This window comes from Georgenia daeguensis (assembly GCF_039537705.1).
Lineage (GTDB): Bacteria > Actinomycetota > Actinomycetes > Actinomycetales > Actinomycetaceae > Georgenia > Georgenia daeguensis.
Window position 1 is genome coordinate 76,711 of sequence record NZ_BAABBA010000016.1, and the last position, 21,424, is coordinate 98,134.

A 21,424-nucleotide genomic window follows, 5' to 3' on the forward strand; every position below is an offset into this window, starting at 1 on the left:
CTGCGGAGACCCTGCGACTCGGGTCGTGCCTCGCGGCTCGCAACCCTACGATCGCGGCATGGCACCAGCGACGGAGCAGCGCCGCCACGTCCTCGAGCGCATCGCACGGGGCATCAGCGAACGGGCCGCAGGCACGACCTCCTTCCACGTGGCGATCGACGGGCCGGACGCGGCGGGGAAGACCACGTTCGCCCGCGACCTCGACGACGTCCTCTACCCGATGCTCCCCCACGGCGTGGAGCTGCGGCGGTTCAGCGCCGACGACCTGATCATCCCGCTCGAGCTCCGGCGCTCCGAGCAGGCGGCGGACCCCCGCTGGGTCTACGAGAACGTCTACCCCCTGGACCGCATCCGGGAGATCACCATCGGCGACCCCGTGCACGAGAAGCCGGGGACGGTCGTGCTCGTCGACGGGATGAGCCTGCTGCGGCCCGAGCTCGAGGACCTCTGGCACCTGCGCATCTACCTCTCCGTGCCCGAGTCGGTCACGGTTCAGCGCGTCCTGGACCGGCTCAACCAGGAGGACGACGAGCCCGAGGCGGTCAGGGCCCGCTACCAGGAGCGTTACCTGCCGGCGCTGCGGCTCTACCGCGAGATCGCGGACCCGGTGAGCCGCTCGGAGGTCGTCATCGACATGCGCGACCCCGACTCTCCGGTCGTCGTGCGCTGGGGCGGGTTGTAGGAGGGGCCCGTCCGGCCCGGGGCACAGGGGACAAAGTCCCATATGTCTGTCCCGCCGCGGCCTACGCTCGTGGGGTGAGCATCATCGCAGCGCCGCGAGAGCCTGCCCCGGAGACGCGCGTCGCCCTGGTCCCGGAGGTCGTGGGTGCGCTCGTGCGCGCCGGCCACCGGGTCCTGGTCGAGTCGGGCGCCGGTACCGGGGCCCACCACGACGACGACGCCTACGCCGACGCCGGCGCGGAGATCGTCGCCGCGGTCGACCTCGCCGCCGTCGACGTCCTCGTCCACGTCACCCCCGTGCCCGCCGCCGCCCTGCGGCGGCTGCGTCCCGGGGCGGTGACCCTCGGGCTCGATGCGCCCCTGGACGACGCCGACCGGCTCGCCGCCGCCAACGCGGGCCGGGTCACGATGCTGGCCTTCGAGCGGCTGCCCCGGACCTCGCGCGCCCAGTCGATGGACGTGCTGTCCTCGCAGGCGCTCGCGGCCGGCTATCGCGCCGTCCTCGAGGCGGCGGTGCGCCTGCCCCGCTTCTTCCCGCTCGCGATGACCGCGGCCGGCACCGTGCCGCCGGCGAACGTCGTCGTCCTCGGGGTCGGCGTGGCGGGGCTGCAGGCCATCGCCACCGCGAAGCGGCTCGGCGCGAAGGTCTCCGCCAACGACATCCGGCCCGACTCCGCCGAGGAGGTCCGCTCGGTCGGGGCGACGTTCATCGACGTCGGCCTCGACTCCGCCGAGGGCACCGGCACCGGCGGGTACGCGCGCGCCCTGGGCGCCACGGCCGCGGAGCGGCAGCAGGCCGCGCTCGCGCCGCACATCGCCGCCGCCGACGTCCTCATCACCACCGCCGCCGTGCCGGGGCGCCGGGCGCCGCAGCTGGTGACGGCGGACATGGTGGCCGCGATGCGGCCCGGCTCCGTCGTCGTCGACCTCGCCGCCGCCTCCGGCGGGAACGTCGAGGGCTCGATGCCCGGCATGGACGTCGCCGTGCCCAGCTCCCGCGGCGGCGGCACGATCACCGTCGTCGGCCTCGCCTCGGCCGCCTCCGACCTGCCCGCGGACGCCTCGCGCCTGTTCGCCAAGAACGTCGCCAACGTCGTCGCGCTCCTCACCGGCGACGACGGCGCCCTGGTGGTCCCGCTCGAGGACGACATCGTGGCCGGCATGGCGCTGACCCACGACGGCGTCACCCGTGACCGCGAGGGGCGTCCCGTCCCGGCCGCCGCGCCCGAGGAGGTCGTGCCCGAGGAGGGCGTGCCCGGCTCGGCCCCGCCCCGCTCCGCCCCACCAGGCTCCGCCGAGGAGCTGCCCACACCCAGCTACGCGGAGGGGCCCCGATGAGCGGCCTGACTGTCCTGACGATCTTCGTGCTCGCCGCCTTCGTCGGCGTCGAGGTCGTCTCGAAGGTGTCGTCCACCCTGCACACGCCCCTGATGTCGGGCGCCAACGCCATCCACGGCATCATCCTGGTCGGGGCCGTGACGGTGACCGCGCACGCCAGCTCGCCGGTGCTGCTGGTCCTCGGCGCGCTCGCGACCCTGCTGGCCACGGTGAACCTCGTCGGCGGGTTCGTGGTGACCGACCGGATGCTCGAGATGTTCTCCGGCCGCCCGCGGCAGCGCACCGAGGAGCCGGTGGGGAGCGAGCAGCGATGAACCTCCTGCCCGCCTCCGTCACCGAGCTGGCCTACCTCGCGGCCGCCGTCTGCTTCATCCTCGCGCTCAAGGGGCTGTCCTCGCCGCGCGGCGCCCGCCGGGGCAACCTGCTCGGTGCCGCCGGGGCCGCGCTCGCCGTCGTCACCGTGCTCTTCTCCACCGACTTCGAGGGCGCCAACCTCGCCGTGGTGCTCGGCGCCGTCGGGCTCGGCTCCGTCGTGGCCGTGCCGGCCGCGCGCCGGGTGAAGATGACCGAGATGCCGCAGCTCGTCGCGATCTTCAACGGCGTCGGCGGCGGGGCCGCCGCGATCGTCGGGATCATGGAGCTCGCCGAGCTCGGCGGGCGGGACGTCGGTCTCGTCGTCGCCGGCGCGACCGCCTTCGCGATCTTCGTCGGCTCGACCTCGCTGCTCGGCTCGCTGCTCACCTACGGCAAGCTCCAGGGCACCATCACCTCCCGGCCCGTCGTGGTGCCCGGGGCCGGGCTGCTGATGGTGGTCGCCCTCGGCGCGGGTCTCGGCGGCGCCGTCGCCGTCACGCTCACCGGCGACGTGTGGCTCGGTCTCATCCTGCTCGTCCTCGGGCTGGCGTTCGGCGCGCTCCTGGTGCTGCCCGTCGGCGGCGCGGACGTGCCGATCGTCATCTCGCTGCTCAACGCCTTCACCGGGCTCGCCGTGGCGGCCTCCGGCTGGGCGATGGGCTCCACGCTGCTGCTCGTGGCGGGCACCCTCGTGGGCGCCTCGGGCACGATCCTGACCCTCGCGATGGCGACGGCGATGGGCCGGTCCGTCGCCGGCATCCTCTTCGGCGCCCTCAAGGGCGGCTCCACCGCCGGGTCCACCGAGGTCTCGGACCGGCCAGTGCGCCGCGCGCAGGCCGAGGACGTCGCGATCACCCTGGCCTACGCGAACCGCGTGGTCGTGGTGCCCGGGTACGGCCTGGCCGTCGCCCAGGCGCAGCACGTGGTGGCCGAGCTGGTCACCGCGCTGCGCAGGCGCGGCGTGGACGCGGTCTACGGCATCCACCCGGTGGCCGGCCGCATGCCGGGCCACATGAACGTGCTCCTCGCCGAGGCCAACGTGCCCTACGAGCTGCTGGTCGAGGCCGACGACGTCAACGCCGCCATGCCCTCGACCGACGTCGTGGTGGTGGTCGGCGCGAACGACGTGGTCAACCCCGCGGCGCGCACGGACGCCTCCGCCCCCATCTACGGGATGCCGATCATCAACGCCGACCAGGCCGGGCAGACGATCTTCCTCAAGCGCTCGATGCGGCCCGGCTTCGCCGGCATCGAGAACGAGCTGCTCTTCGCCGAGCGCACGCAGGTGCTGTTCGGGGACGCGAAGGAGTCCCTGACGAACGTCGTCTCCGCGCTCAAGGAGGTCTGAGCCCGCTCACGGGGCGCCTTCTTCGGCTGGAGGAGGCCCAAGCCGGGCGCACGGCTCACCCCGACCCGGCGTCGACACATGCACCACCGATCCCGGGCTCAGGTTCGTCTCCACGCAGCCAAGCCATCGCCGCGTTCGGCGACGGACGCACCGGCTGTACGTGGACGCACGCCAACACCGCACGCAAATTGGTCACGAAGTGTCCACAAGATCAGTTAAACAGTGCAAGGCTACGAAGAATGGCGACCGAAGAATCGGGGTGCCAATTGAAGGAGGAGACGTGGAGTTCACGGAGCGGCTGACAGCTCTCGCTAACAAGGTTGCCCAGCAGAAGGGACAGCTCGAGACGGAGGAGGCGACGAAGAATGCGTTCGTCATGCCGTTCATCTCGACGATCCTGGGGTACGACGTGTTCAACCCTCTGGAGGTCGTGCCCGAGTTCACTGCCGATGTGGGGGTGAAGAAGGGCGAAAAAATCGACTACGCGATCATGCACGAGAACAAGGTGCAGATGCTGGTCGAGTGCAAGCACGTCGGCGCTCCGCTGAAGCTCGAGCACGCCTCCCAGCTCTTCCGCTACTTCGCGGTGACAAACGCGCGCATCGCCATCCTAACAAATGGTGAGGTGTACCAGTTCTACACGGACCTGGACGCTCCCAACCGGATGGACGCCAAGCCTTTCCTGGTGCTGGATCTGAGCGACATTGACGCCACGCTCATCCCGGAACTGCAGAAGCTCAGCAAGGACGTCTTCGACCTGGACTCCATCATCAGCGCGGCCGGGGAGTTGAAGTACATCGGGCAGCTGAAGCGCGCGATCGCCGGCCAGTTCAAGGAGCCCGACGTGGACTGGGTCAAGTTCTTCACGACGAAGGTGTACGAGGGTGCGTTCACCCAGAAGGTCCGTGAGCAGTTCACTCCACTGGTTCGCAAGGCCAGCCAACAGTTCCTCAACGAGCAGGTGAACAACCGGCTGACCACTGCACTTGGTGCTGGTGCCACGCCCATGCCCATCCAGTCCGCTGACGCTCCTGCCGAAGCAGTCCAGAGTGAAGAGGCTGTGGAGAAGGATCTTCGGGAGGCGAGCGACGGGGTGCTGACCACGATCGAAGAGCTGGAGGCCTTCCAGATCATCCGCGCCATCGTGTGCAATCAGGTGAAGCCTCAGCGCGTGATCTACCGCGACGCGAAGTCTTACTGCGCCGTGCTCCTGGACGACAACAACCGCAGGTCGATCGCTCGCCTCCATTTCAACACCGGTCAGAAGTACATCGGCCTGTTCGACGCGGACAAGAAGGAGACGCGGCACCCTATCGACAGTCTCGAGGAGATCTTCAGCTTCAGTGACGAACTGCGCGCCACCGTCGACCGATTCGTAGGGGCGTCCGTCTTGTAGATCTCGCACGTTCAGCCCTCGAGGGTCGATGCCCGCAGATGGGCCACGCCTCCGGGCGGTTGCCAGGGGGAGTCGTTCTACGTCCAGGCCGCGGGCGAGTGGTGCGGCACCTCGGCGCTAGGTGTGCAAGTTGTGGCCGTTTGCCGTCGGGACCGGCACCCCGATGGTCGGGTGCCGGTGAGTCGGCACATCCACACCGGGCGACGCTGTGCTGCGACCCGATCTCCTGGTTGCAGCGGGCCAAGCTCATCTCCAACCCCTTAGCCTTCATGCTCGGAAGACCGGGCCTCGACAAGTCCACCCTCGTGCGCCGCATGGCGACCGGCCTGGCCGGCTACGGGTCATGCCCCTCGTCCTGGGGGACCTCAAGTCCGACTCGGCGACCTCATTCAGGCCCTGGGCGGGCCATCACGCTGGGCTGCGGCCGCGGCCACCTCAACGTCCTGGACCCCGGCGAGGCGCTCGAGGCCGCACAGCGGCTGCGTGCGCAGCTGGATGTGAGAAGGAGGCCGCTCAGGTGCTCGCCGACGCCCACGTGCGCCGGCACACGATTGTCATCGCGCTGGACAAGAGATCCGCGCGGCCGCTGGAACGGCGGGGATCAGGGCCGGTACCAAGCCATCACCGAGAACTTCTAGGCCTCCCTTGTCGGCCTCGTCGACGGCGGCCGGCTGGGCGAGACCTTCGCCCGCCCCACGACCAACCCGATGCGCCGCGACCGCCCGGTGGTCTACGACGTGTCCTCGATCGACGACACCGACATGGACCTGCAGACCGCGACGCTGCTCGCGTGCTGGTCGGCCGGGTTCGGCACCGTGAACGTGGCAACACCCTGGCCGGCGCCGGCCTCGAGCCGCGGCGGCACTACTCGTCGTCCCGGCCCACACGTGCCCGCGTGGAACCGCTCCTCCATGCAGCATCATGTCTCCAAAATCCCGTAATACGGGTATTGACGTGTATCCGGTATGACCGTACTGTCCTGCCTCAAGTCGCTAACGTCTTTGGGAAGTGGTCGCTGATGAGTTCTCGCCGAGGTTCCGCGCTCCGAGCGGTCGACTCAGTTGCCTCCCTGCAGGGTCGGCAGCCCACCAGGAGTGCTGGCGACAGCCTCAGCCGGATGCTCAGCGTCCTGGACCTGTTATCCGTGGATCACCCCACCTGCACAGCGGCCGAGGTGGGCGAAGCTCTGAACTGCTCGCGCACGACGAGTTACCGCTACCTCAAGACACTCACTGATGCCGGGCTCCTGGCTCCCCAGCCGGGAGGCAGGTTCAGTTTGGGTGCTCGGATCATCGAACTTGACCGGCAGATCCGCCTGAGCGATCCGCTACTCGTCAGCGCCGAACCAGAAATGCGGTCGCTCAGCGACGAGCTCGGCCTGAATGCGTTCATCTGCAGCTACTACAAAGATGCCGTCATCTGCATCGCCCAGGCAACGCCTCGGGGACCCTGGCGGACGAGTTGGGGGCGTGGCAGACCCATGCCACTGATGCAGGGTGCCGCCGGGAAGGTGATTCTTGCCCACCTCCCGACGAACACGCTCAAGAACCTTGCCCTTACTCGCCCTGACGACCTCCGGGCGGCCAGGCTGGGCCAGACCTGGGAGGAGTTCCGCGCGCACCTGCGTCAGATCCGCAGAGCCGGCTTCGCCCTCACCGTCGCCGAGGTTGATGAGGAGACCGCTGGGCTCGCAGCCCCCCTGTTCGACGCCGACGGACGCATCCTCGGAAGCCTCACTCTCTCCATCCCGGTGAACCTGGTCGGGGATGGCGCCGACCTCTTGAAGTTCTCAGAACCGCTGATCCGCTCGGCCGAAGCCATCAACGACTCATTGGCCGACATCTCGTAACGACCGCATTACCCTCCCCCTCCCTCCCGACGTACATAGGAGTACTTCCGTGGACCAACTGCGCCCAGAAACCGGTAGTAAGACCGCTGACCGGTCCCAGATCCGACGCGTCACCGGCGCATCTGTGATCGGCACTGTCATGGAGTGGTACGACTTCTTCCTCTACGGCACGGCCGCCGCTCTCGTCTTCAACCGGTTGTTCTTCCCGGAGGCCGGAGCGCTTGGAGGCGTCCTTGCTTCCTTCGCCACACTCGGCGTCGGCTTCCTCGCGCGTCCACTCGGGGGGGTGATCTTCGGTCACCTTGGCGACCGGTTCGGCCGCAAGTTCACGCTCGTCACGACGCTGCTCATCATGGGCCTGTCCACCACCCTTATCGGTGTCTTGCCAACGGCGGCGGCGATCGGGGTCTGGGCACCGGTACTCCTCGTGTTCCTGCGCGTCGTTCAGGGCATTGCGGTCGGCGGCGAGTGGGGGTCCGCGGCCGCGATGATCGTCGAGTCTGCTCCGCCGCGGCGCCGCGGATACTTCGGCGGCTGGCTGCAGATCAGCGGAGGCGTAGGGACCCTGCTGAGCACGGGAGCCTTCTCCCTCGTGTCGCTTCTTCCCGACGACGAGTTCCTCGCATGGGGATGGCGCCTTCCCTTCCTCTTCAGCATTGTCCTCGCCGTCGCCGGCCTGATCATGCGCCGTACCCTGAAGGAGACCGAGGTCTTCCAGGCGGCGCGGGAGAGCGCCCACAAGAAGAGCAGCCCCGTCATCGAAGTTTTCAAACGCCACCCGAAGGAACTGCTGATCGCGGCAGGGCTGCGCCTGCCCGAGAGCGTGACCTACTACATGGTCACGGTCTTCACACTCTTCTACACCGAGAGCATCCTCGGCATGGACCGTCAGGTCGCCCTGACCTCCACCCTCGTCGTGGTCTCGATCGCCATCGTGACCCTGCCGTTCTTCGGCCGTCTGTCCGATCGCGTCGGCCGACGGCCGCTCTACCTCGGTGGAGCCATCCTCTCGGTCTTCTTGCCCTTCATCTACTTCCCGATGGTGGAGACAACCTCACCGTTCCTGGTCCTGCTGGCGTTCATCCTCATCATCAACACTGGCCGTGACCTTCAGTACGGCCCTCAGCCCGCCTATCTGGCAGAGCTCTTCGACGACGACGTTCGCACGACCGGCGTCAACATCGCCGCGCAGCTCGGCGGCGTCATCGGGGGAGGCTTCGCGCCCTTCATCGCCACCGCCCTCTACGGCTGGGGTGGCCTGATGCCGGTGACCATCTACGTCGCCGCCGTCTGCGCGCTCGGCGCCATCGCCGCGTACTTCGCCCCGGAGACCGCGGGCCGACCGTTCGGCTCCACATCTGAGCCGGCGCGTACGGGCGAAGCTCGCCGACTTGCCACCGAAGGTGCCTGAGATGCGGCACCTTCCCGACCCCGCCGCGCTCCACGCCAAGCTCGAGATTGCTGACGTGCTGGCCAGGTACTGCCTACACCTCGACGAGTACGACATCGACGCGCTCAGTGACGTCTTCACCCCCGACTGCACCATGGACCAGGGACCAGGACGGGGCGGGCCCATCCTCGGACGCGACGAAGTGCTCCGCGGGATGAAGGAAAGGCAGGCCCTGTTCCGCCGCACCCAGCACATTCTCGGCCAGTCCCTTGTCGTCACATCTGACGACAGCGCCACGGCTCTGACGTACGTCACCGCCTGGCATCAAAGGTGGGACATGAGCACCGGCACCGCACGACTGCGGTACCGCGACGATCTCGTTCGGACCGAGAACGGGTGGCGAATTCACTACCGCCGATCCGAAGCGCTCGGCGTCGACGGATTCGACGAGGCGCAGTGGAACTGGGTTCCCCGCCGTAGCGCAGACCCCGAACTCTCAAATACGACCGCAAGCCACGAAGGACCCCGATGACAGTCGAAGAGCAGATCTCACAGGCCCACCTGGCCGCCACCCTCCACGACCTCACAGCCAAGGACACGTTCCACGATCTCGAAGTTGCCTACTGCCGTGGCATCGACCGCCGCGACGAGGACCTGCTCCGGTCGATCTTCTTCCCCGATGCCTCGGTCAAGCACGGCTACATGAACGAGGGCAGCGCCGCGGACTGGGTGAACTGGATCCTCGACGATTTCGCCACCAAGTACGAAATGACGGCCCACTATCTCCTCAACGAGTCGTACCGCGTGGACGGTGACCAAGCCGAGGGCGAGACCCACCGGCTCTCCTACCACCGGTTCGACAACTCCTCACGCGAACTGATCGCCGCGAGCCGGACCTTCAACCGCTACGAGAGACGTGCTGGACAGTGGCGCATCGCCTACCGCGAGGTCATCCGCGACTGGATACACGAACGCCCGGTCGACCAGAGCCTCTACGAGGGGGCCTTCGCCATGGAGATCAGCCAGCCAGGTCCTGCCGACCGCAGCTATCAGGTTCTCTCCCTATTCGGAAGAGGACCGCTGCGATGAGCAACGACATAGCGGCGTCCACCCTCCTTGCCCCGACCATGCTTACGGAAGACACCTGGGACGTCGTGGTGCTCGGCACCGGCGTCTCCGGATCCGCAGCAGCTGTGACGGTCGCCCGCAGCGGCGCCCGGGTGCTCTGGATCGAGAAATCGGCCGAGCCCGGCGGTTCCGCCGCGCTCTCCGCCGGCCTGTTCTGGACGGCGCCGAACGTCCGGGCATACCTCGACCGCATCCCCCTGGGGAATCAGAGCCTGGCCGAAAGACTGATCACCGACTATCCAGAAGCGCTCGCGGAGATCCGCTCCACCGGCATCACGGTGGCCGACACTCCCAAGCACGGCGTCATGACCTTCGGTATCGGATACAAGCTCGACATCCGGGCCTTGCTGACCTGGTGCCGAGAGACAGTCACTGCGAATGGCGGCATGCTCCTGACCCAGACCACCGCCACCGAAATCATCACCGATGACGAACGCGTGACCGGTGTCCGCCTGCGCACAGCCGAAGGCGAGTACTTCGACGTCCACGCCGGTGCAGTAGTGCTTGCAACCGGTGGATTTCAGGGCGATCCAGAGGAACTCAGCCGCCACATGGGCCCGAACTCCGACCGCCTCAAGCTGCGCTCCAACGCGGGAAGCGTCGGAGATGGCTTGCGCATGGCCCGCGCGGTTGGTGCCGCGGCTACCAAGGGAATGAGTACCTTCTACGGCCACCTGGTGCCCGCTCCGCTCAGGAACTTCGAGCCCGCCGACTATCTGCCGCTCGCACAGTTCTACTCCTCGCACACCGTGCTGTTGAACGGAGCGGGAGTCCGCTTCTGCGACGAGACACAGGGAGACGAGATCCTGAACCAGGAACTCGCCCGGCAGCCCGGCGCCCGCGGTGTTCTCGTCTTCGATGACGCCGTGCGTTGGAACGCCGCCCGTGAAGAGCCAGAACCGGGGCTTGGCGCAGTGGACCGCATCGCAGCAGCCACAGGTGCCGGAGCTCGTTACTCAACGGCAAACACGGTCGAGGCAGCACTCGCTCCAATCGAGGCCTGGGGATTCGATTCTGCTCGTGCGTCACGAACGCTCATGGACTACCGCCGAGCGATCGAGACAGGTCGCCGGTTCGCCGACGGCGTTCCGGTCGCCGAGTCGGCCAGCCCGCCCATGACCGCTCCGTTTCACGTCCTCGAGGTCCAGCCGACCATCACCTTCACCCTCGGCGGAATTCGCATCGACGCCAGTGGACGAGTGCTCGATCACGACGGAGCGCCGATCGCGGGCCTCTTCGCAGCCGGTGCCGACATTGGCGGCATCTCCAACTACGGCTACGCCGGGGGGCTCGCCCCCGGGTACATCACCGGCCGTTGGGCAGGCTCATCCGCAGCCCGCCACGCGGCGACAGGAACAGCTGCCGGCAACCGCTAGAGACTCAATACCTGTATCGCAGGCGGCTTAGGCTCATGTCCCGCTCGCGCAGGCGATCGATGGCCTTAAAGGCTCTCGGTCTTCTCGAGCTCGGCGCCGCTCATGCTCTCGCCTCCGCACGCCTCGAAGCCGCGCGGAGTTCCTCCTGCGCCAACTCGTGCAGCCCGAAGTCGCCGAAGTTGCCGGCGACGTTGAGGTGCAGGCGTACCGGCAGGGTCGAAGCGCGGTTGTCTGGGACGTCGGACTAACCCGCAGTCGTGCCGGAGCCTCCGCCGAGCACGCCGTTCCGTGCCGCCGGCTCGCTGGCGCTTTCATTCGCGTGCCCAGCCGCCTCTGTGCCACTCGCCGGAGGACTCTCCGGGCCGGCCGGGCCGTCCCGCAGCGCTCTCTGCAGCAGCGCCTCCATCTCCGGCGACGGCGTCAGCCCCAGCTCGTTGGCCAGCAGCTCACGGGCCCGGTGGTACTGCCAGATCGCCTCCGCACGGTTGCCCTCCGCGAGGTGCGCGAGCATCAAGGTGCGGTGGGCGCTCTCGCGCAGCGGCTCGCAGGCCAGCGCGAGCAGCCCGGCCTCCACGGCGAGGGCGTGGTCGCCCTTCTCGCTCAGGTGCCGGCTGAGGACCTCGAGGGCGTGGAGGCGCAGCTGGCGGAAGTGGTGCTGCTCGGCGGCGAGCCACTCCTCCGACCACGACGGCAGGAAGTCGTGGCGCAGCGCCGCGAGCGCCGCGGGCGTCGCGACCTTCCCCGGCCCGCGCTCGATGATGCGCTGGGCGAGGCGGCGCGCGCCTTCGAGATCGACCCGCACCTCGGGACTGATCTGGACGCTCGAGCCGACGGCGATCACCGGGCTGGGTGAGAGCCGGGACAGGCCCCACAGCGTCGAGCGCAGGCTCGAGTACGCCCGCGACGCGGGCACGTCGGGCCACAGGGTGCCGGCCAGTTCGGGCCTGTCGGCCGGCCCGGCCCGGAGCGCGAGGAACACCAGGACGCGCTGGGCGCGGTGGGGGAGCGGGACAGGGACGCCGCCGACTCGCAGCTCGAACGTCGGCAGGCAGCGCAGCTCCGTCGTCGGCCTGGGTCTCCGGACGGGTGTAGGCACCATGTCGGCTCCCAGCCTGGCCTGCGTGACGCTTCGGTGACCCCCCGGTGACTTCAACGGTAGCCCTGTGTCCCGGTGCCGACAATCGCACGTCCGGTCCGGCCGCGACACCCGCGGCAGCTCCTCGGTCTGAGCGTGGTGAGGCATGGGGCGGGCCTCCCCGGCGATCCGGACGGCTGTCGACCGGTCTGTGATGGCAGAGTGGGCACCGACGCGACGAGGCGAGCCACCGAGAGGGATCCATGACCGTGCGCACCCCCGCCCGGGCGGTGGCGAGCCCCGCCCCCGATCTCCCGGGCCTCACCGCCATCACCCGCGCCGCCGGCCGGGACCACGTCTCCACCGCCGTCGTCGACCGCGCCCGCCTGGCCCACGACGCGTCGCACTACCTGCTCACCCCCGCCGCCGTCGTCACCGTCACCTCCACGGAGCAGGTGGCCGGGGTGCTCGCCGCCGCCACCCGTGCCGGCACGCCGGTCACGTTCCGCTCCGGCGGCACGTCCCTGTCCGGGCAGGGCGTGACCGACGGCGTCCTGCTCGACGTGCGGCGACACCTCGCCGACGTCGAGGTCCTCGACGACGGCGCCCGCGTGCGGTGCGATCCCGGCGCGGTCCTGCGGCGGGTCAACGCGGCGCTGGCGCGGCACGGCCGCCGGCTGGGGCCCGACCCGGCGAGCGAGATCGCCTGCACGATCGGCGGCGTCGTCGCCAACAACTCCTCCGGGATGACCTCCGGGACGACGGCGACGGCGTACCGCACCCTCGAGTCGATGGTCCTCGTCCTGCCCTCGGGCACGGTGCTCGACACCGGCCGGCGCGACGCCGACGCCGTCCTGCGGGGCATGGAGCCGGAGCTGTACGCCGGGCTGCTGCGGCTGCGGGACCGGGTGCGCGGCGACGCGGGCCTGCGCGCCCGGATCGAGCACCAGTTCTCGATGAAGAACACGATGGGCTACGGCCTCAACGCCCTGCTCGACCACGACTCGGCGGCCGAGATCCTCGCCCACCTCGTGGTCGGGTCGGAGGGGACGCTCGCCTACGTCGCCGAGGTGACGCTGCGGACGGTGCCCGCGCTGCCGCACGCCGCCACCGCGCTGTGCGTCTTCGAGACCATCGACCGTGCCACCGACGCGATCATCCCGCTCACCGAGGCGGGCGCCGTCGCCGTCGAGCTCCTCGACGCCTCCTCGCTGCGGGTCTCGCGCCGCGACCCCAACGCGCCCGAGCTCATGCGGGCGCTGGACGTGCGAGAGCACACGGCGCTGCTGGTGGAGGTGCAGGGTCCCACCCCCGACGCCCTGACGGCCGCGGCGGACCGGGTGCGTCCCGTCGTCGCCGGCCTCGACCTGGCCGCGCCCGCCGAGCTGACCACCGACGCCGCCGCCCGCGCCCGCCTGTGGGTCACCCGCAAGGTGCTCTACGCCGCCGTCGCCGGCGCGCGGCCGCAGGGGACGACGGCGCTCCTGGAGGACATCGTCGTCCCGCCGCCCGCCCTGCCGGGCGCCGTGCGCGACCTCGGGCGGCTGCTGGGCCGGCACGGCTACGACGACGCGGTGATCTTCGGCCACGCGAAGGACGCCAACCTGCACTTTCAGATCAACCCGCGGCTGGACGACCGCGCCGAGCTGGACCGGTTCGCGGCCTTCACCGAGGATCTCGTCGACCTGATCCTCGGCGCCGACGGCTCGCTCAAGGCCGAGCACGGCACCGGGCGGATCATGGCGCCCTACGTGCGCCGGCAGTACGGCGACGAGCTGTACGCGGTCATGCGCGAGCTCAAGTCCCTGTGCGACCCGGCCGGGATCCTCAGCCCCGGCGTGCTGCTGGCCGAGGATCCCGAGGCGCACCTGAAGAACCTCAAGACCTTCCCGGCTGCGCACCCCGACCTCGACCGGTGCGTCGAGTGCGGCTACTGCGAGCCGGTCTGCCCCTCCCGGAACACCACGACGACGCCCCGCCAGCGCATCGTGCTGCTGCGCGAGATGGCCCGGTCCGGCCCGGGGCGGCGGGCCGAGCTCGAGCGCTCGTACGACTACCAGGCCGTGCACACCTGCGCGGCGGACTCGCTGTGCGTGACCGCCTGCCCGGTGGGCATCGACACCGGCAAGGTCATGAAGGAGTTCCGCGCCGGGTCCAGGCCCGCCCCGGTCCGGGCGGCGGGCGACCTCCTCGCCCGCCGGTGGGGCCCGACGACGGCGGTCCTGCGTGCTGCCCTCGGTGTCGCCGAGGTGGTGCCGGGTCCGGTGCTCTCAGCCGTGACTGCGGGCGTGCGCGCCGCAGCCGGGGAGGCGTTGCGCGACTGGATCCCGCAGGTCGGCGAGGACCTGCCAGGCCCCGGCGGGTCACGCGCGGCGCTCGCTTCGGCGTCGCACGCCGTCGTGCAGCCGGCTCCGGCGGCTGCGTCGTCGTCCACCCCGCCCACCACGGGACCGGCCGACGTCGTCTTCTTCCCCGCGTGCATCGGCTCGCTCTTCGCCGCCGAGGGTGACGGCGACGGCGCGGCGGCCGCGTTCCTGCGGCTGTGCGAGCGGGCCGGGCTGCGCGTCGCGGTGCCGGCGGGGATCGACGCCCTGTGCTGCGGCACGGTCTGGGAGTCCAAGGGCCTGCCCGACGGCTCCGCCACCATGGCCCGCACGGTCGCCGCCCAGGTGTGGGAGCTGACCGATCGCGGGCGCATCCCCCTGGTCTGCGACGCCTCCAGCTGCACCCACGGCCTCACCGGGATCGGGGAACGGCTCGAGGGTGAGCTCGCCGCGCGGTGGGCGCGGGTGCGGGTCGTCGACGCGGTCGTCTTCGCCCGGGAGCACCTGCTGGACCGCCTGACCGTGGCGCCCGGGCGGCGCCTGCCGTCTCTCGCCGTGCACCCCACCTGCTCCGCCGTGCACCTGGGCATGGTGGCCGACCTGGTCACGGTGGCCGACGCCGTCGCCGAGGACGTCACCGTGCCGGCCTCGTGGGGCTGCTGCGGCACAGCGGGGGACCGCGGCATGCTGCACCCCGAGCTGCCGGCGGGCGCGACCGAGGCCGAGGCCGCGGAGATCGCAACGGCCGAGCGTGCCGGCGGACCGTTCGCCGCCTACGCCTCGTGCAACCGCACCTGCGAGATGGGCATGACGGCGGCGACCTCGCGTCCCTATCGGCACGTGCTCGAGCTGCTCGAGGAGGCCACCCGGCCGGACTGAGGCGCCGAGACCGACGCGCCCGGCACGCTGGGCGCTACTCGGACAGGCTGTGGTCGCCGAGGCGGTGGTAGGCCCGGTCCAGGTACACCAGGGGCCGCGTCCCGTGCTGCCGGTCCGAGAGGGCGGCCCGGACGGTCACGAGGAGGCTGTCGCCGACCGGGATGCGTTCCTCGATCACACCGCGGACCCATGCCCGGACCCCGCGGAGCACCGGCTCACCGGTGGGCAGCGAGCTCCAGGCCACCTGCCCGAAGCGGTCCACGCCGCGCCGGGCGAACGCCTCAGCGACGTCCCGCTGGTCCTCCGCGAGAAAGTTGACGACGACGGAGCCGGCGCGCTCCAGCGCCGGCCGCGAGGAGGACGCCGCAGCCAGGGAGAATGCCAGCACGGGAGGTGCCGCGGAGACGGAGGCGACCGACGTCGCGGTGAAGCCGACGGGACCCTCTGGGCCGCGAAGGGTGACGACGGCGACGCCCGCCGGGTGGTTGCGGAACACCGCCTTGAAGTTCTCGGGCGTCATCGCCGCAGCGCCGGCGCGCCGGTCCGCGAGGCACTCCACGGTCACGAGCTCGCTCCTCCCCGGCTCCCGTCGGGAGCACGGTCCGGAGACTAATGAACCTCCCGCTGCCGGTGAGCCGGCGGGGGCTGGCGTCTCACCAGGAAAGATGCCGACGACCGACGGCTTGCCGTTCCGCGCGGTGGGCTGCCCGGGTCAGGCGGGCTCGACGTAGGCGAAGGGCACCGTGAGGCGCTCGACGCCGCCGCGCACGTGGTAGCGGGTCCGGGCGCTCTTGACGATGGTGACCCTCCGGCCGAAGTACTTCCCCGGCGCGGTGATCCGCACGACCGTCCCCGGTGTCAGGTGGCCGCGGACCGCGAGCTCGCGCATCAGGTCATGCTCTGGCGCGCGGGTCCCCCCGGGCGCGGCCGCGGTGGAGGCGGCGGAGAGCCCGCCGGCGGGGCTCTGCGTCACGTCCGTCTGGCCGCCGGCCGGCGTCCCGGTCGATCCCAGGCCCCGCCGTCGCCGGCCGGCGAGCAACCGGGAGAGCTCCCGCTCGTAGCGGGGGCCGGGGGAGACCGTGCGGCCGTGGAAGGTCCAGGTCAGCAGGAGGTCGGCGTTGAACCCCGGCTCGCACCGGGCGCAGCTGGCGGGACGGGCCGGTCGGCGGTGCCGGTCGTAGGTGTGCCCGCGCGGGCAGGTGCCCTGCCAGGGTGCCGGCGCCCGGGGCGCCTCGGCGTCGACGAGCCGGGCGCCGGAGCAGCCGATCGCCCGTGCCTTCGCCCGCCACACCGCATCGTGCCCGTGCCGGGGACCGACGAGGGCGTGCGCGATCTCGTGCAGGATCGTGTCCTGCACGTGCGCCTCCTCGTACAGGGCCATGAGATGACGGGAGACGGAGATGGTGCGGGAGTCGAACTTGCACGCACCGGCCCGGCGCTTGGCGTTGTCGAAGGCGAAGCGCCACGACGTCAGGCCGTGCCGGGCGAGCAGTTCCTCGCCGAGCGCGCGCACCGCCGTCAGCTCCATGCGCCGACTCCCTCCGTGATCCTCCCGGGCGGCCCCGGGCCCGAGGGCATCGAGAGTACGACGACCTGGTGACACGGCGCCCGTGCCTGTGGACGGACGGCCCGGCGGCGACCGGGACTGACCATGCACGGCGTGCCGCCGCACCCGCTCAGAGGGTAAAAATCGCACCAAGAAATGACTATCTTTAGCGGTGTGGCAACCAAAATGATCACCGAGCTTGTCTCCGACATCTCAGGCAAGCCCATCGAGCGGGGCAAGGGCCGCTCCGTGGACTTCTCCTACGAGGGGGTCCTGTACCGGGTCGACCTCACCAACGAGGAGGTCGCTGACTTCGAGAACGCCCTCCGGCCGTACCTCCAGGCCGGCCGCACGATCGAGGGGCAGCGCCGGCGGACCCACGCCTCGAGCACGAAGAAGCGTGACTTCGACCCGGCCGCGGTGCGTGCCTGGGCGGCCGGCCAGGGCATCGAGGTCAGCCCGCGCGGACGCATCAAGGCCGAGGTGGTCGAGAGGTACCGGGCCGCCGGCAACTGAACCGGAGAGGGCAGATCCGCCGGTGATGACGGCTGTCGGCGCCCGACGCACCCGGTGCCCCAGGGCCTCCTCTGCCCCGTGTCCGTGACCGTGACCGTGACCGTGGCCGATGCCACGGCCCGGTCCGGAAGCCTTCGGACGGAATGCGCGTTGTCGCCGACATGACCACGCCGACCGCGCCCACCCCGCTCGCGGACGCCGTCGTCCCGGTCGATGTGGTGGTCATCGGCGCCGGTCAGGCCGGCCTCTCCGCCGGGTACCACCTGCGCAGACTCGGGTTCGTCCCGGCTCTCCACGGCGAGGGAGTGACATCTGGCGGAGCTCGTGACGTCTCATCGCGAGGGGGAGCGACGGAAGGGCCAGCGGGGGCGGGGACGTACGTGATTCTCGACGCCGAGCCCGGCCCGGGCGGCGCGTGGCGCCACCGGTGGCGGTCACTGCGCATGGCGACGGTCAACGGCATCTACGACCTGCCGGGCATGCCACAGCCCGAGATCGATCCCTGCGAGCCGAGCGTCGACGTCCTGCCCGCCTACTTCGGCGACTACGAGCAGCGGCTGGACCTCGGCGTCCTGCGGCCCGTCCGGGTCGCCGCCGTGCGGCGCGCCGACGACGACCCCGCCGGGCACCTCATCGTCACCTCCGACGCCGGGACCTTCGCCGCCCGTGCCGTCATCAACGCCACCGGCACGTGGACCAAGCCGTTCTGGCCGGCCTACCCCGGGCAGGCGAGCTTCCGCGGACGCCAGCTCCACGTGGCCGACTACGTCCGGGCGGAGGACTTCGCCGGGCAGCACGTGGTCGTCGTCGGCGGCGGCATCTCCGCGGTCCAGCTGCTCGAGGAGATCTCGCACGTGGCGACGACGACGTGGGTCACCCGTCGCGAGCCCGTGTGGCGCGACGAGGACTTCGACCCCGAGGCCGGCCGCCAGGCGGTGGCACTGGTGGAGGAACGCGTCCGGCAGGGACTCGCGCCGCTCAGCGTCGTGTCCGTCACCGGCCTCATCTGGCGGCCCGAGCTGCGGGCGGCGGCCGAGCGCGGCGTGCTCGACCGGCACCCTATGTTCACCCGTATCGAGCCCGACGGCGTGCGGATGGCCGACGGCTCCCTCCAGCGCGCCGACGTCATCCTCTGGGCCACCGGCTTCCGTGCGGCGCTGGATCACCTGCGCCCGCTGCACCTGCGCGGCCACGGCGGCGGCATCACGATGGACGGCACCCAGGTGGCCGGCGAGCCGCGCCTGCACCTGATCGGGTACGGGCCGTCGTCGTCGACCGTCGGGGCGAACCGGGCCGGGCGGGAGGCGGTCGTGCGCATCCTCGACCACCTGCGCTCGCCCGCCTTCGGCCGTGACGAAGCCGACCCCGCCGCGGGGCGCCTGGTGGGCGCCGCGGTGGAACGCTAGAGCCGTGCTCGACGTCCTCGCCGCCTCCCCGCTCCTGACGATGATGCTCGTCGTCGCCCTCGGCACCCTGGTGGGGATGATCCCGTTCGGCCCGGTCCGCTTCGGGCCGGCCGGCGCCCTGTTCGTCGGGCTCGCCGTCGGCGCCCTCGACCCGCGGCTGGGGGAGGGGCTCGGGCTCGTGCAGTCCCTCGGCCTCGCCCTGTTCGTCTACACGGTCGGCCTGGCCGCCGGCTCGGGGTTCTTCCGCGACCTGCGCAGCCAGCTGCCCCTCATGGGAGGCGCCGTTCTCGTCCTCGCCGTGGTCGCCGCCGTCACGCTTCTGCTCGGCGGCGTGCTGGGGCTGGCCCCGGCGCTGAACGCCGGGACCTTCGCCGGCGCGCTCACCTCCACCCCGGCCCTCGCGGCGGCGACGGCGCAGGCCGGCACCCAGGACCCCGCTGTCGGGTACTCGCTCGCGTACCCCGTCGGGGTGGTCGTGACGATCCTGGTCGTGGCCGTCGTCCTCGCCCGGCCCTGGCGCACCGGCCGGGACCCCGACCCGGTGGCCGGCGTCGGGCTGGTCGACATCAGCGTGGAGGTGGAGCGGCCCACCCGGCTCCTCGACATCCCCGGGATCGCCGAGCGTGAGGTGCGCCTGTCCTACCTCGAGCGCGCGGGTGAGACGCGCGTCGTCGCGGCCGACGAGGAGCTGCGCACGGGCGACCGTGTGGTCGTCGTCGGCCCCGAGCCCGCGGTGCGACGCGCCCGCGAGCACCTCGGCCACCGCGTCAGCGAGCACCTCGCCCACGACCGCAGCGAGGTCGACTACCGCCGCTTCATCGTCTCCGACCGCGGCGTCGCCGGGCGGACCGTCGGCGAGCTCGACGTGCCCGGCCGCTTCCGCGGCGTCGTCACGCGCGTCAAGCGCGGCGACCTCGACCTCCTCGCCCACGAGGAGCTCGTGCTCGAGCTCGGCGACCGCGTGCGCGTGGTCTACCCGCGCGGCGAGATCGACGGGCTGACCCGGCTGTTCGGCGACTCCCAGCGGCGGGTCAGCGAGATCGACGCGCTCTCGCTCGGGATCGGCCTCGCCCTCGGCCTGCTGGTCGGCCTGGTGACCCTGCCCCTGCCCGGCGGCATCGCGTTCGCGCTGGGCTCCGCGGCAGGGCCGCTGGTGGTCGGCATGATCCTGGGCCGGCTGGAGCGCACCGGACCGCTCGTGTGGGGACTGCCCGGCTCGGCCAACCTCACCATCCGCCAGCTCGGGCTGCTGCTGTTCCTCGGGGCCACCGGGCTCGCGTCGGGCCAGGCGTTCGCCTCCTCGGCGTTCAGCGTGACGGGCCTGAAGATCGTGGCGCTCGCGGTCGTGGTCGTCGCGGTGGGCGCCGGGCTGTTCGTGCTGCTCGCCCGGGTGGTCGGCACGTCCGCGGCGAGGGCCGCGGGCGGTCTGGCCGGGTTCGTGGGCCAGCCGGCGATCCTTGCCTACGCCAACGGCCGGACCGTCGACGAGCGGATCGACGCCGGCTACGCCGCCCTGTTTGCCCTGGGGATCATCGCGAAGATCGTGCTCGTGCAGGTGGTCGGGGCGGTGTAGGCGCCGCCGCGGGACCGCCGGCTCGCCCGGGCACGGCGCTACGCTGGCCGCGCCCTCGCCGTCGTCGATGAAGGAGTCCCGCGTGAGCGCGCACGTGCTGGTGGAGCAGGCCGACGGCGTGCTGACCCTGACCCTGAACCGGCCGGAGAAGAAGAACGCGCTGACCGGGGAGATGTACGCGGCGCTCGCCGCCGCGGTCACCCGGGCCGACGACGACGACGCCGTCCGCTGCGTGCTGCTGCGGGCCGCCGGCGACAGCTTCTGCGCGGGGAACGACCTCGCGGACTTCCTCGCCGCCGCGGGGGAGGGCCACGCCCGTGGCGACGGTGCGGGGGGCGGTGGTGCCCGGGACGACCGCAGTGCCGCGGACGTCGCCTTCGCCTTCCTCCGGGCACTGGCGGCCGGGCGCAAGCCCCTCGTCGCCGCGGTCCAGGGCCGCGCGGTCGGCATCGGGCTGACGATGCTGCTCCACTGCGACCTCGTCTACCTGGCCGACGACGCCCTGCTGTCCGCGCCTTTCGTCGATCTGGGCCTCGTCCCTGAGGCCGCCTCGTCGCTGCTGCTGCCCGCCCGCATCGGGCACCCGCGGGCGTTCGCCGTCTTCGTGCTCGGCGAGGTGGTCAACGCCCGGGAGGCCCACGGGTGGGGGCTGGCCAACGCGGTTCTGCCGGTCGACGAGCTGGACACGTTCGCCCGGTCGGCCGCGGCGGAGGTGGCGGCTCGCGCTCCGCAGGCCGTGGCGGTGACCAGGTCGTTGATGCGCTCGCCGGACGCGCTGACGGCGCGCATCGCCGAGGAGGCCGAGCACTTCATGGCCCGGTTGCGCTCGCCGGAGGCGCGGCGGGCGTTCGAGAAGCTCCTTCGGAGGCGGGGCTAGCCAGCGCGCAGTCCCGGATGTCACCCGTTCCGCATGGCCAATACCGTGCCGGGTGGCCGGGGATGGCAAGGTCGGCGTCTGTGGCGGCGTACCGTCCGGGCGTGCGCAGGTGGCTACGCTCGCCCCGGCGGCCGATGGAGGCACAACGCGGCGCCGCATGGCCCCTATTTCTCGAAAGGTTCGGACGGCTTCCCGGTGAGCAGCCCTCCTAGCCTCTGTCGCCACGGGAGCGTGTGGGGCGCTAGGGCGTGTCTCCCAATAGTCGAGCCCTTGGGCTGAAACGCTGCGGGGGTGTCGCGTACTGCCGTGCTGACGGATGCCCAGTGGGAGTTGATCGAGCCGTTGATGCCGTCCCTGGATGGCCGCCG

The 21,424-nt window shown here is 71.3% G+C and carries 19 protein-coding genes; 16 read left to right on the forward strand and 3 right to left on the reverse strand.

The genetic code is table 11. From position 1 onward, the window contains the following. Nucleotides 1–58 precede the first annotated feature (58 nt). The 11 genes from ABD774_RS15320 to ABD774_RS15370 all read left to right on the forward strand — a co-directional run bounded on the left by ABD774_RS15320 (nucleotide 59) and on the right by ABD774_RS15370 (nucleotide 10,860). The gene (locus ABD774_RS15320; RefSeq protein WP_345042951.1) at nucleotides 59–682 is read left to right on the forward strand and encodes a nucleoside/nucleotide kinase family protein; all 624 of its coding nucleotides are present in this window, start codon (nucleotides 59–61) and stop codon (nucleotides 680–682) included. Between the two features lie 74 nt (nucleotides 683–756). After that, nucleotides 757–2,019: a Rossmann-fold NAD(P)-binding domain-containing protein gene (locus ABD774_RS15325; protein WP_345042953.1), complete on the forward strand. Its 1,263-nt coding sequence runs from the start codon at nucleotides 757–759 to the stop codon at nucleotides 2,017–2,019. After that, nucleotides 2,016–2,333: an NAD(P) transhydrogenase subunit alpha part 2 gene (locus ABD774_RS15330; protein ID WP_345042955.1), complete on the forward strand. Its 318-nt coding sequence runs from the start codon at nucleotides 2,016–2,018 to the stop codon at nucleotides 2,331–2,333. The genes ABD774_RS15325 and ABD774_RS15330 overlap by 4 nt, the downstream gene beginning before the upstream one ends. Next, nucleotides 2,330–3,721 (forward strand): NAD(P)(+) transhydrogenase (Re/Si-specific) subunit beta, encoded by a 1,392-nt coding sequence (locus ABD774_RS15335; RefSeq protein WP_345042957.1) that lies wholly within the window; start codon nucleotides 2,330–2,332, stop codon nucleotides 3,719–3,721. Before ABD774_RS15330 ends, ABD774_RS15335 begins: the two co-directional genes overlap by 4 nt. Before the next feature lie 280 nt (nucleotides 3,722–4,001). Next, nucleotides 4,002–5,117, forward strand: a complete 1,116-nt coding sequence (locus ABD774_RS15340) for a type I restriction endonuclease (protein ID WP_345042960.1) — start codon at nucleotides 4,002–4,004, stop codon at nucleotides 5,115–5,117. Between the two features lie 707 nt (nucleotides 5,118–5,824). After that, the gene (locus ABD774_RS15345) at nucleotides 5,825–6,058 is read left to right on the forward strand and encodes a hypothetical protein (protein WP_345042962.1); all 234 of its coding nucleotides are present in this window, start codon (nucleotides 5,825–5,827) and stop codon (nucleotides 6,056–6,058) included. 176 nt (nucleotides 6,059–6,234) lie between these two features. Continuing rightward, the gene (locus tag ABD774_RS15350; RefSeq protein WP_345042963.1) at nucleotides 6,235–6,966 is read left to right on the forward strand and encodes an IclR family transcriptional regulator; all 732 of its coding nucleotides are present in this window, start codon (nucleotides 6,235–6,237) and stop codon (nucleotides 6,964–6,966) included. A gap of 49 nt (nucleotides 6,967–7,015) precedes the next feature. Then, nucleotides 7,016–8,377: an MFS transporter gene (locus ABD774_RS15355; RefSeq protein WP_345042966.1), complete on the forward strand. Its 1,362-nt coding sequence runs from the start codon at nucleotides 7,016–7,018 to the stop codon at nucleotides 8,375–8,377. Nucleotide 8,378: 1 nt separating this feature from the next. After that, nucleotides 8,379–8,888 (forward strand): nuclear transport factor 2 family protein, encoded by a 510-nt coding sequence (locus tag ABD774_RS15360; protein WP_345042968.1) that lies wholly within the window; start codon nucleotides 8,379–8,381, stop codon nucleotides 8,886–8,888. Beyond that, nucleotides 8,885–9,445 carry a nuclear transport factor 2 family protein gene (locus tag ABD774_RS15365; protein ID WP_345042971.1) on the forward strand — a complete coding sequence of 187 codons (561 nt, stop codon included), beginning with the start codon at nucleotides 8,885–8,887 and terminating at the stop codon, nucleotides 9,443–9,445. Before ABD774_RS15360 ends, ABD774_RS15365 begins: the two co-directional genes overlap by 4 nt. After that, on the forward strand, nucleotides 9,442–10,860 hold the full coding sequence (locus tag ABD774_RS15370) for an FAD-dependent oxidoreductase (RefSeq protein ID WP_345042973.1): 1,419 nt from the start codon (nucleotides 9,442–9,444) through the stop codon (nucleotides 10,858–10,860). Before ABD774_RS15365 ends, ABD774_RS15370 begins: the two co-directional genes overlap by 4 nt. Before the next feature lie 244 nt (nucleotides 10,861–11,104). On the opposite strand, the gene ABD774_RS15375 is transcribed toward ABD774_RS15370, so the two are convergent. Next, entirely contained in the window at nucleotides 11,105–11,959 is an 855-nt protein-coding gene (locus ABD774_RS15375; RefSeq protein WP_345042975.1) for an AfsR/SARP family transcriptional regulator, read from the reverse strand. 239 nt (nucleotides 11,960–12,198) lie between these two features. Between ABD774_RS15375 and ABD774_RS15380 the strand changes: the two genes are divergently transcribed. Next, nucleotides 12,199–15,138: an FAD-binding and (Fe-S)-binding domain-containing protein gene (locus ABD774_RS15380; protein WP_345042977.1), complete on the forward strand. Its 2,940-nt coding sequence runs from the start codon at nucleotides 12,199–12,201 to the stop codon at nucleotides 15,136–15,138. Nucleotides 15,139–15,172: 34 nt separating this feature from the next. Here ABD774_RS15380 and ABD774_RS15385 read toward each other — a convergent pair whose 3' ends face one another. Further along, on the reverse strand, nucleotides 15,173–15,703 hold the full coding sequence (locus ABD774_RS15385) for a flavin reductase family protein (protein ID WP_345042980.1): 531 nt from the start codon (nucleotides 15,701–15,703) through the stop codon (nucleotides 15,173–15,175). A 147-nt stretch (nucleotides 15,704–15,850) separates the two neighbouring features. Then, entirely contained in the window at nucleotides 15,851–16,666 is an 816-nt protein-coding gene (locus ABD774_RS15390; RefSeq protein WP_345042982.1) for a SprT-like domain-containing protein, read from the reverse strand. 192 nt (nucleotides 16,667–16,858) lie between these two features. On the opposite strand from ABD774_RS15390, the gene ABD774_RS15395 reads away from it, so the two are divergent. The 4 genes from ABD774_RS15395 to ABD774_RS15410 all read left to right on the forward strand — a co-directional run bounded on the left by ABD774_RS15395 (nucleotide 16,859) and on the right by ABD774_RS15410 (nucleotide 21,056). Further along, on the forward strand, nucleotides 16,859–17,200 hold the full coding sequence (locus tag ABD774_RS15395) for a histone-like nucleoid-structuring protein Lsr2 (protein ID WP_345042984.1): 342 nt from the start codon (nucleotides 16,859–16,861) through the stop codon (nucleotides 17,198–17,200). A gap of 161 nt (nucleotides 17,201–17,361) precedes the next feature. Further along, a complete protein-coding gene (locus tag ABD774_RS15400) occupies nucleotides 17,362–18,606 on the forward strand; it encodes an NAD(P)-binding domain-containing protein (protein ID WP_345042987.1) in 1,245 nt (414 codons plus the stop codon). 40 nt (nucleotides 18,607–18,646) lie between these two features. After that, nucleotides 18,647–20,179 (forward strand): aspartate-alanine antiporter-like transporter, encoded by a 1,533-nt coding sequence (locus tag ABD774_RS15405; protein WP_486327329.1) that lies wholly within the window; start codon nucleotides 18,647–18,649, stop codon nucleotides 20,177–20,179. Nucleotides 20,180–20,261: 82 nt separating this feature from the next. Beyond that, nucleotides 20,262–21,056: an enoyl-CoA hydratase-related protein gene (locus ABD774_RS15410; protein ID WP_345042992.1), complete on the forward strand. Its 795-nt coding sequence runs from the start codon at nucleotides 20,262–20,264 to the stop codon at nucleotides 21,054–21,056. Nucleotides 21,057–21,424 lie beyond the last annotated feature (368 nt).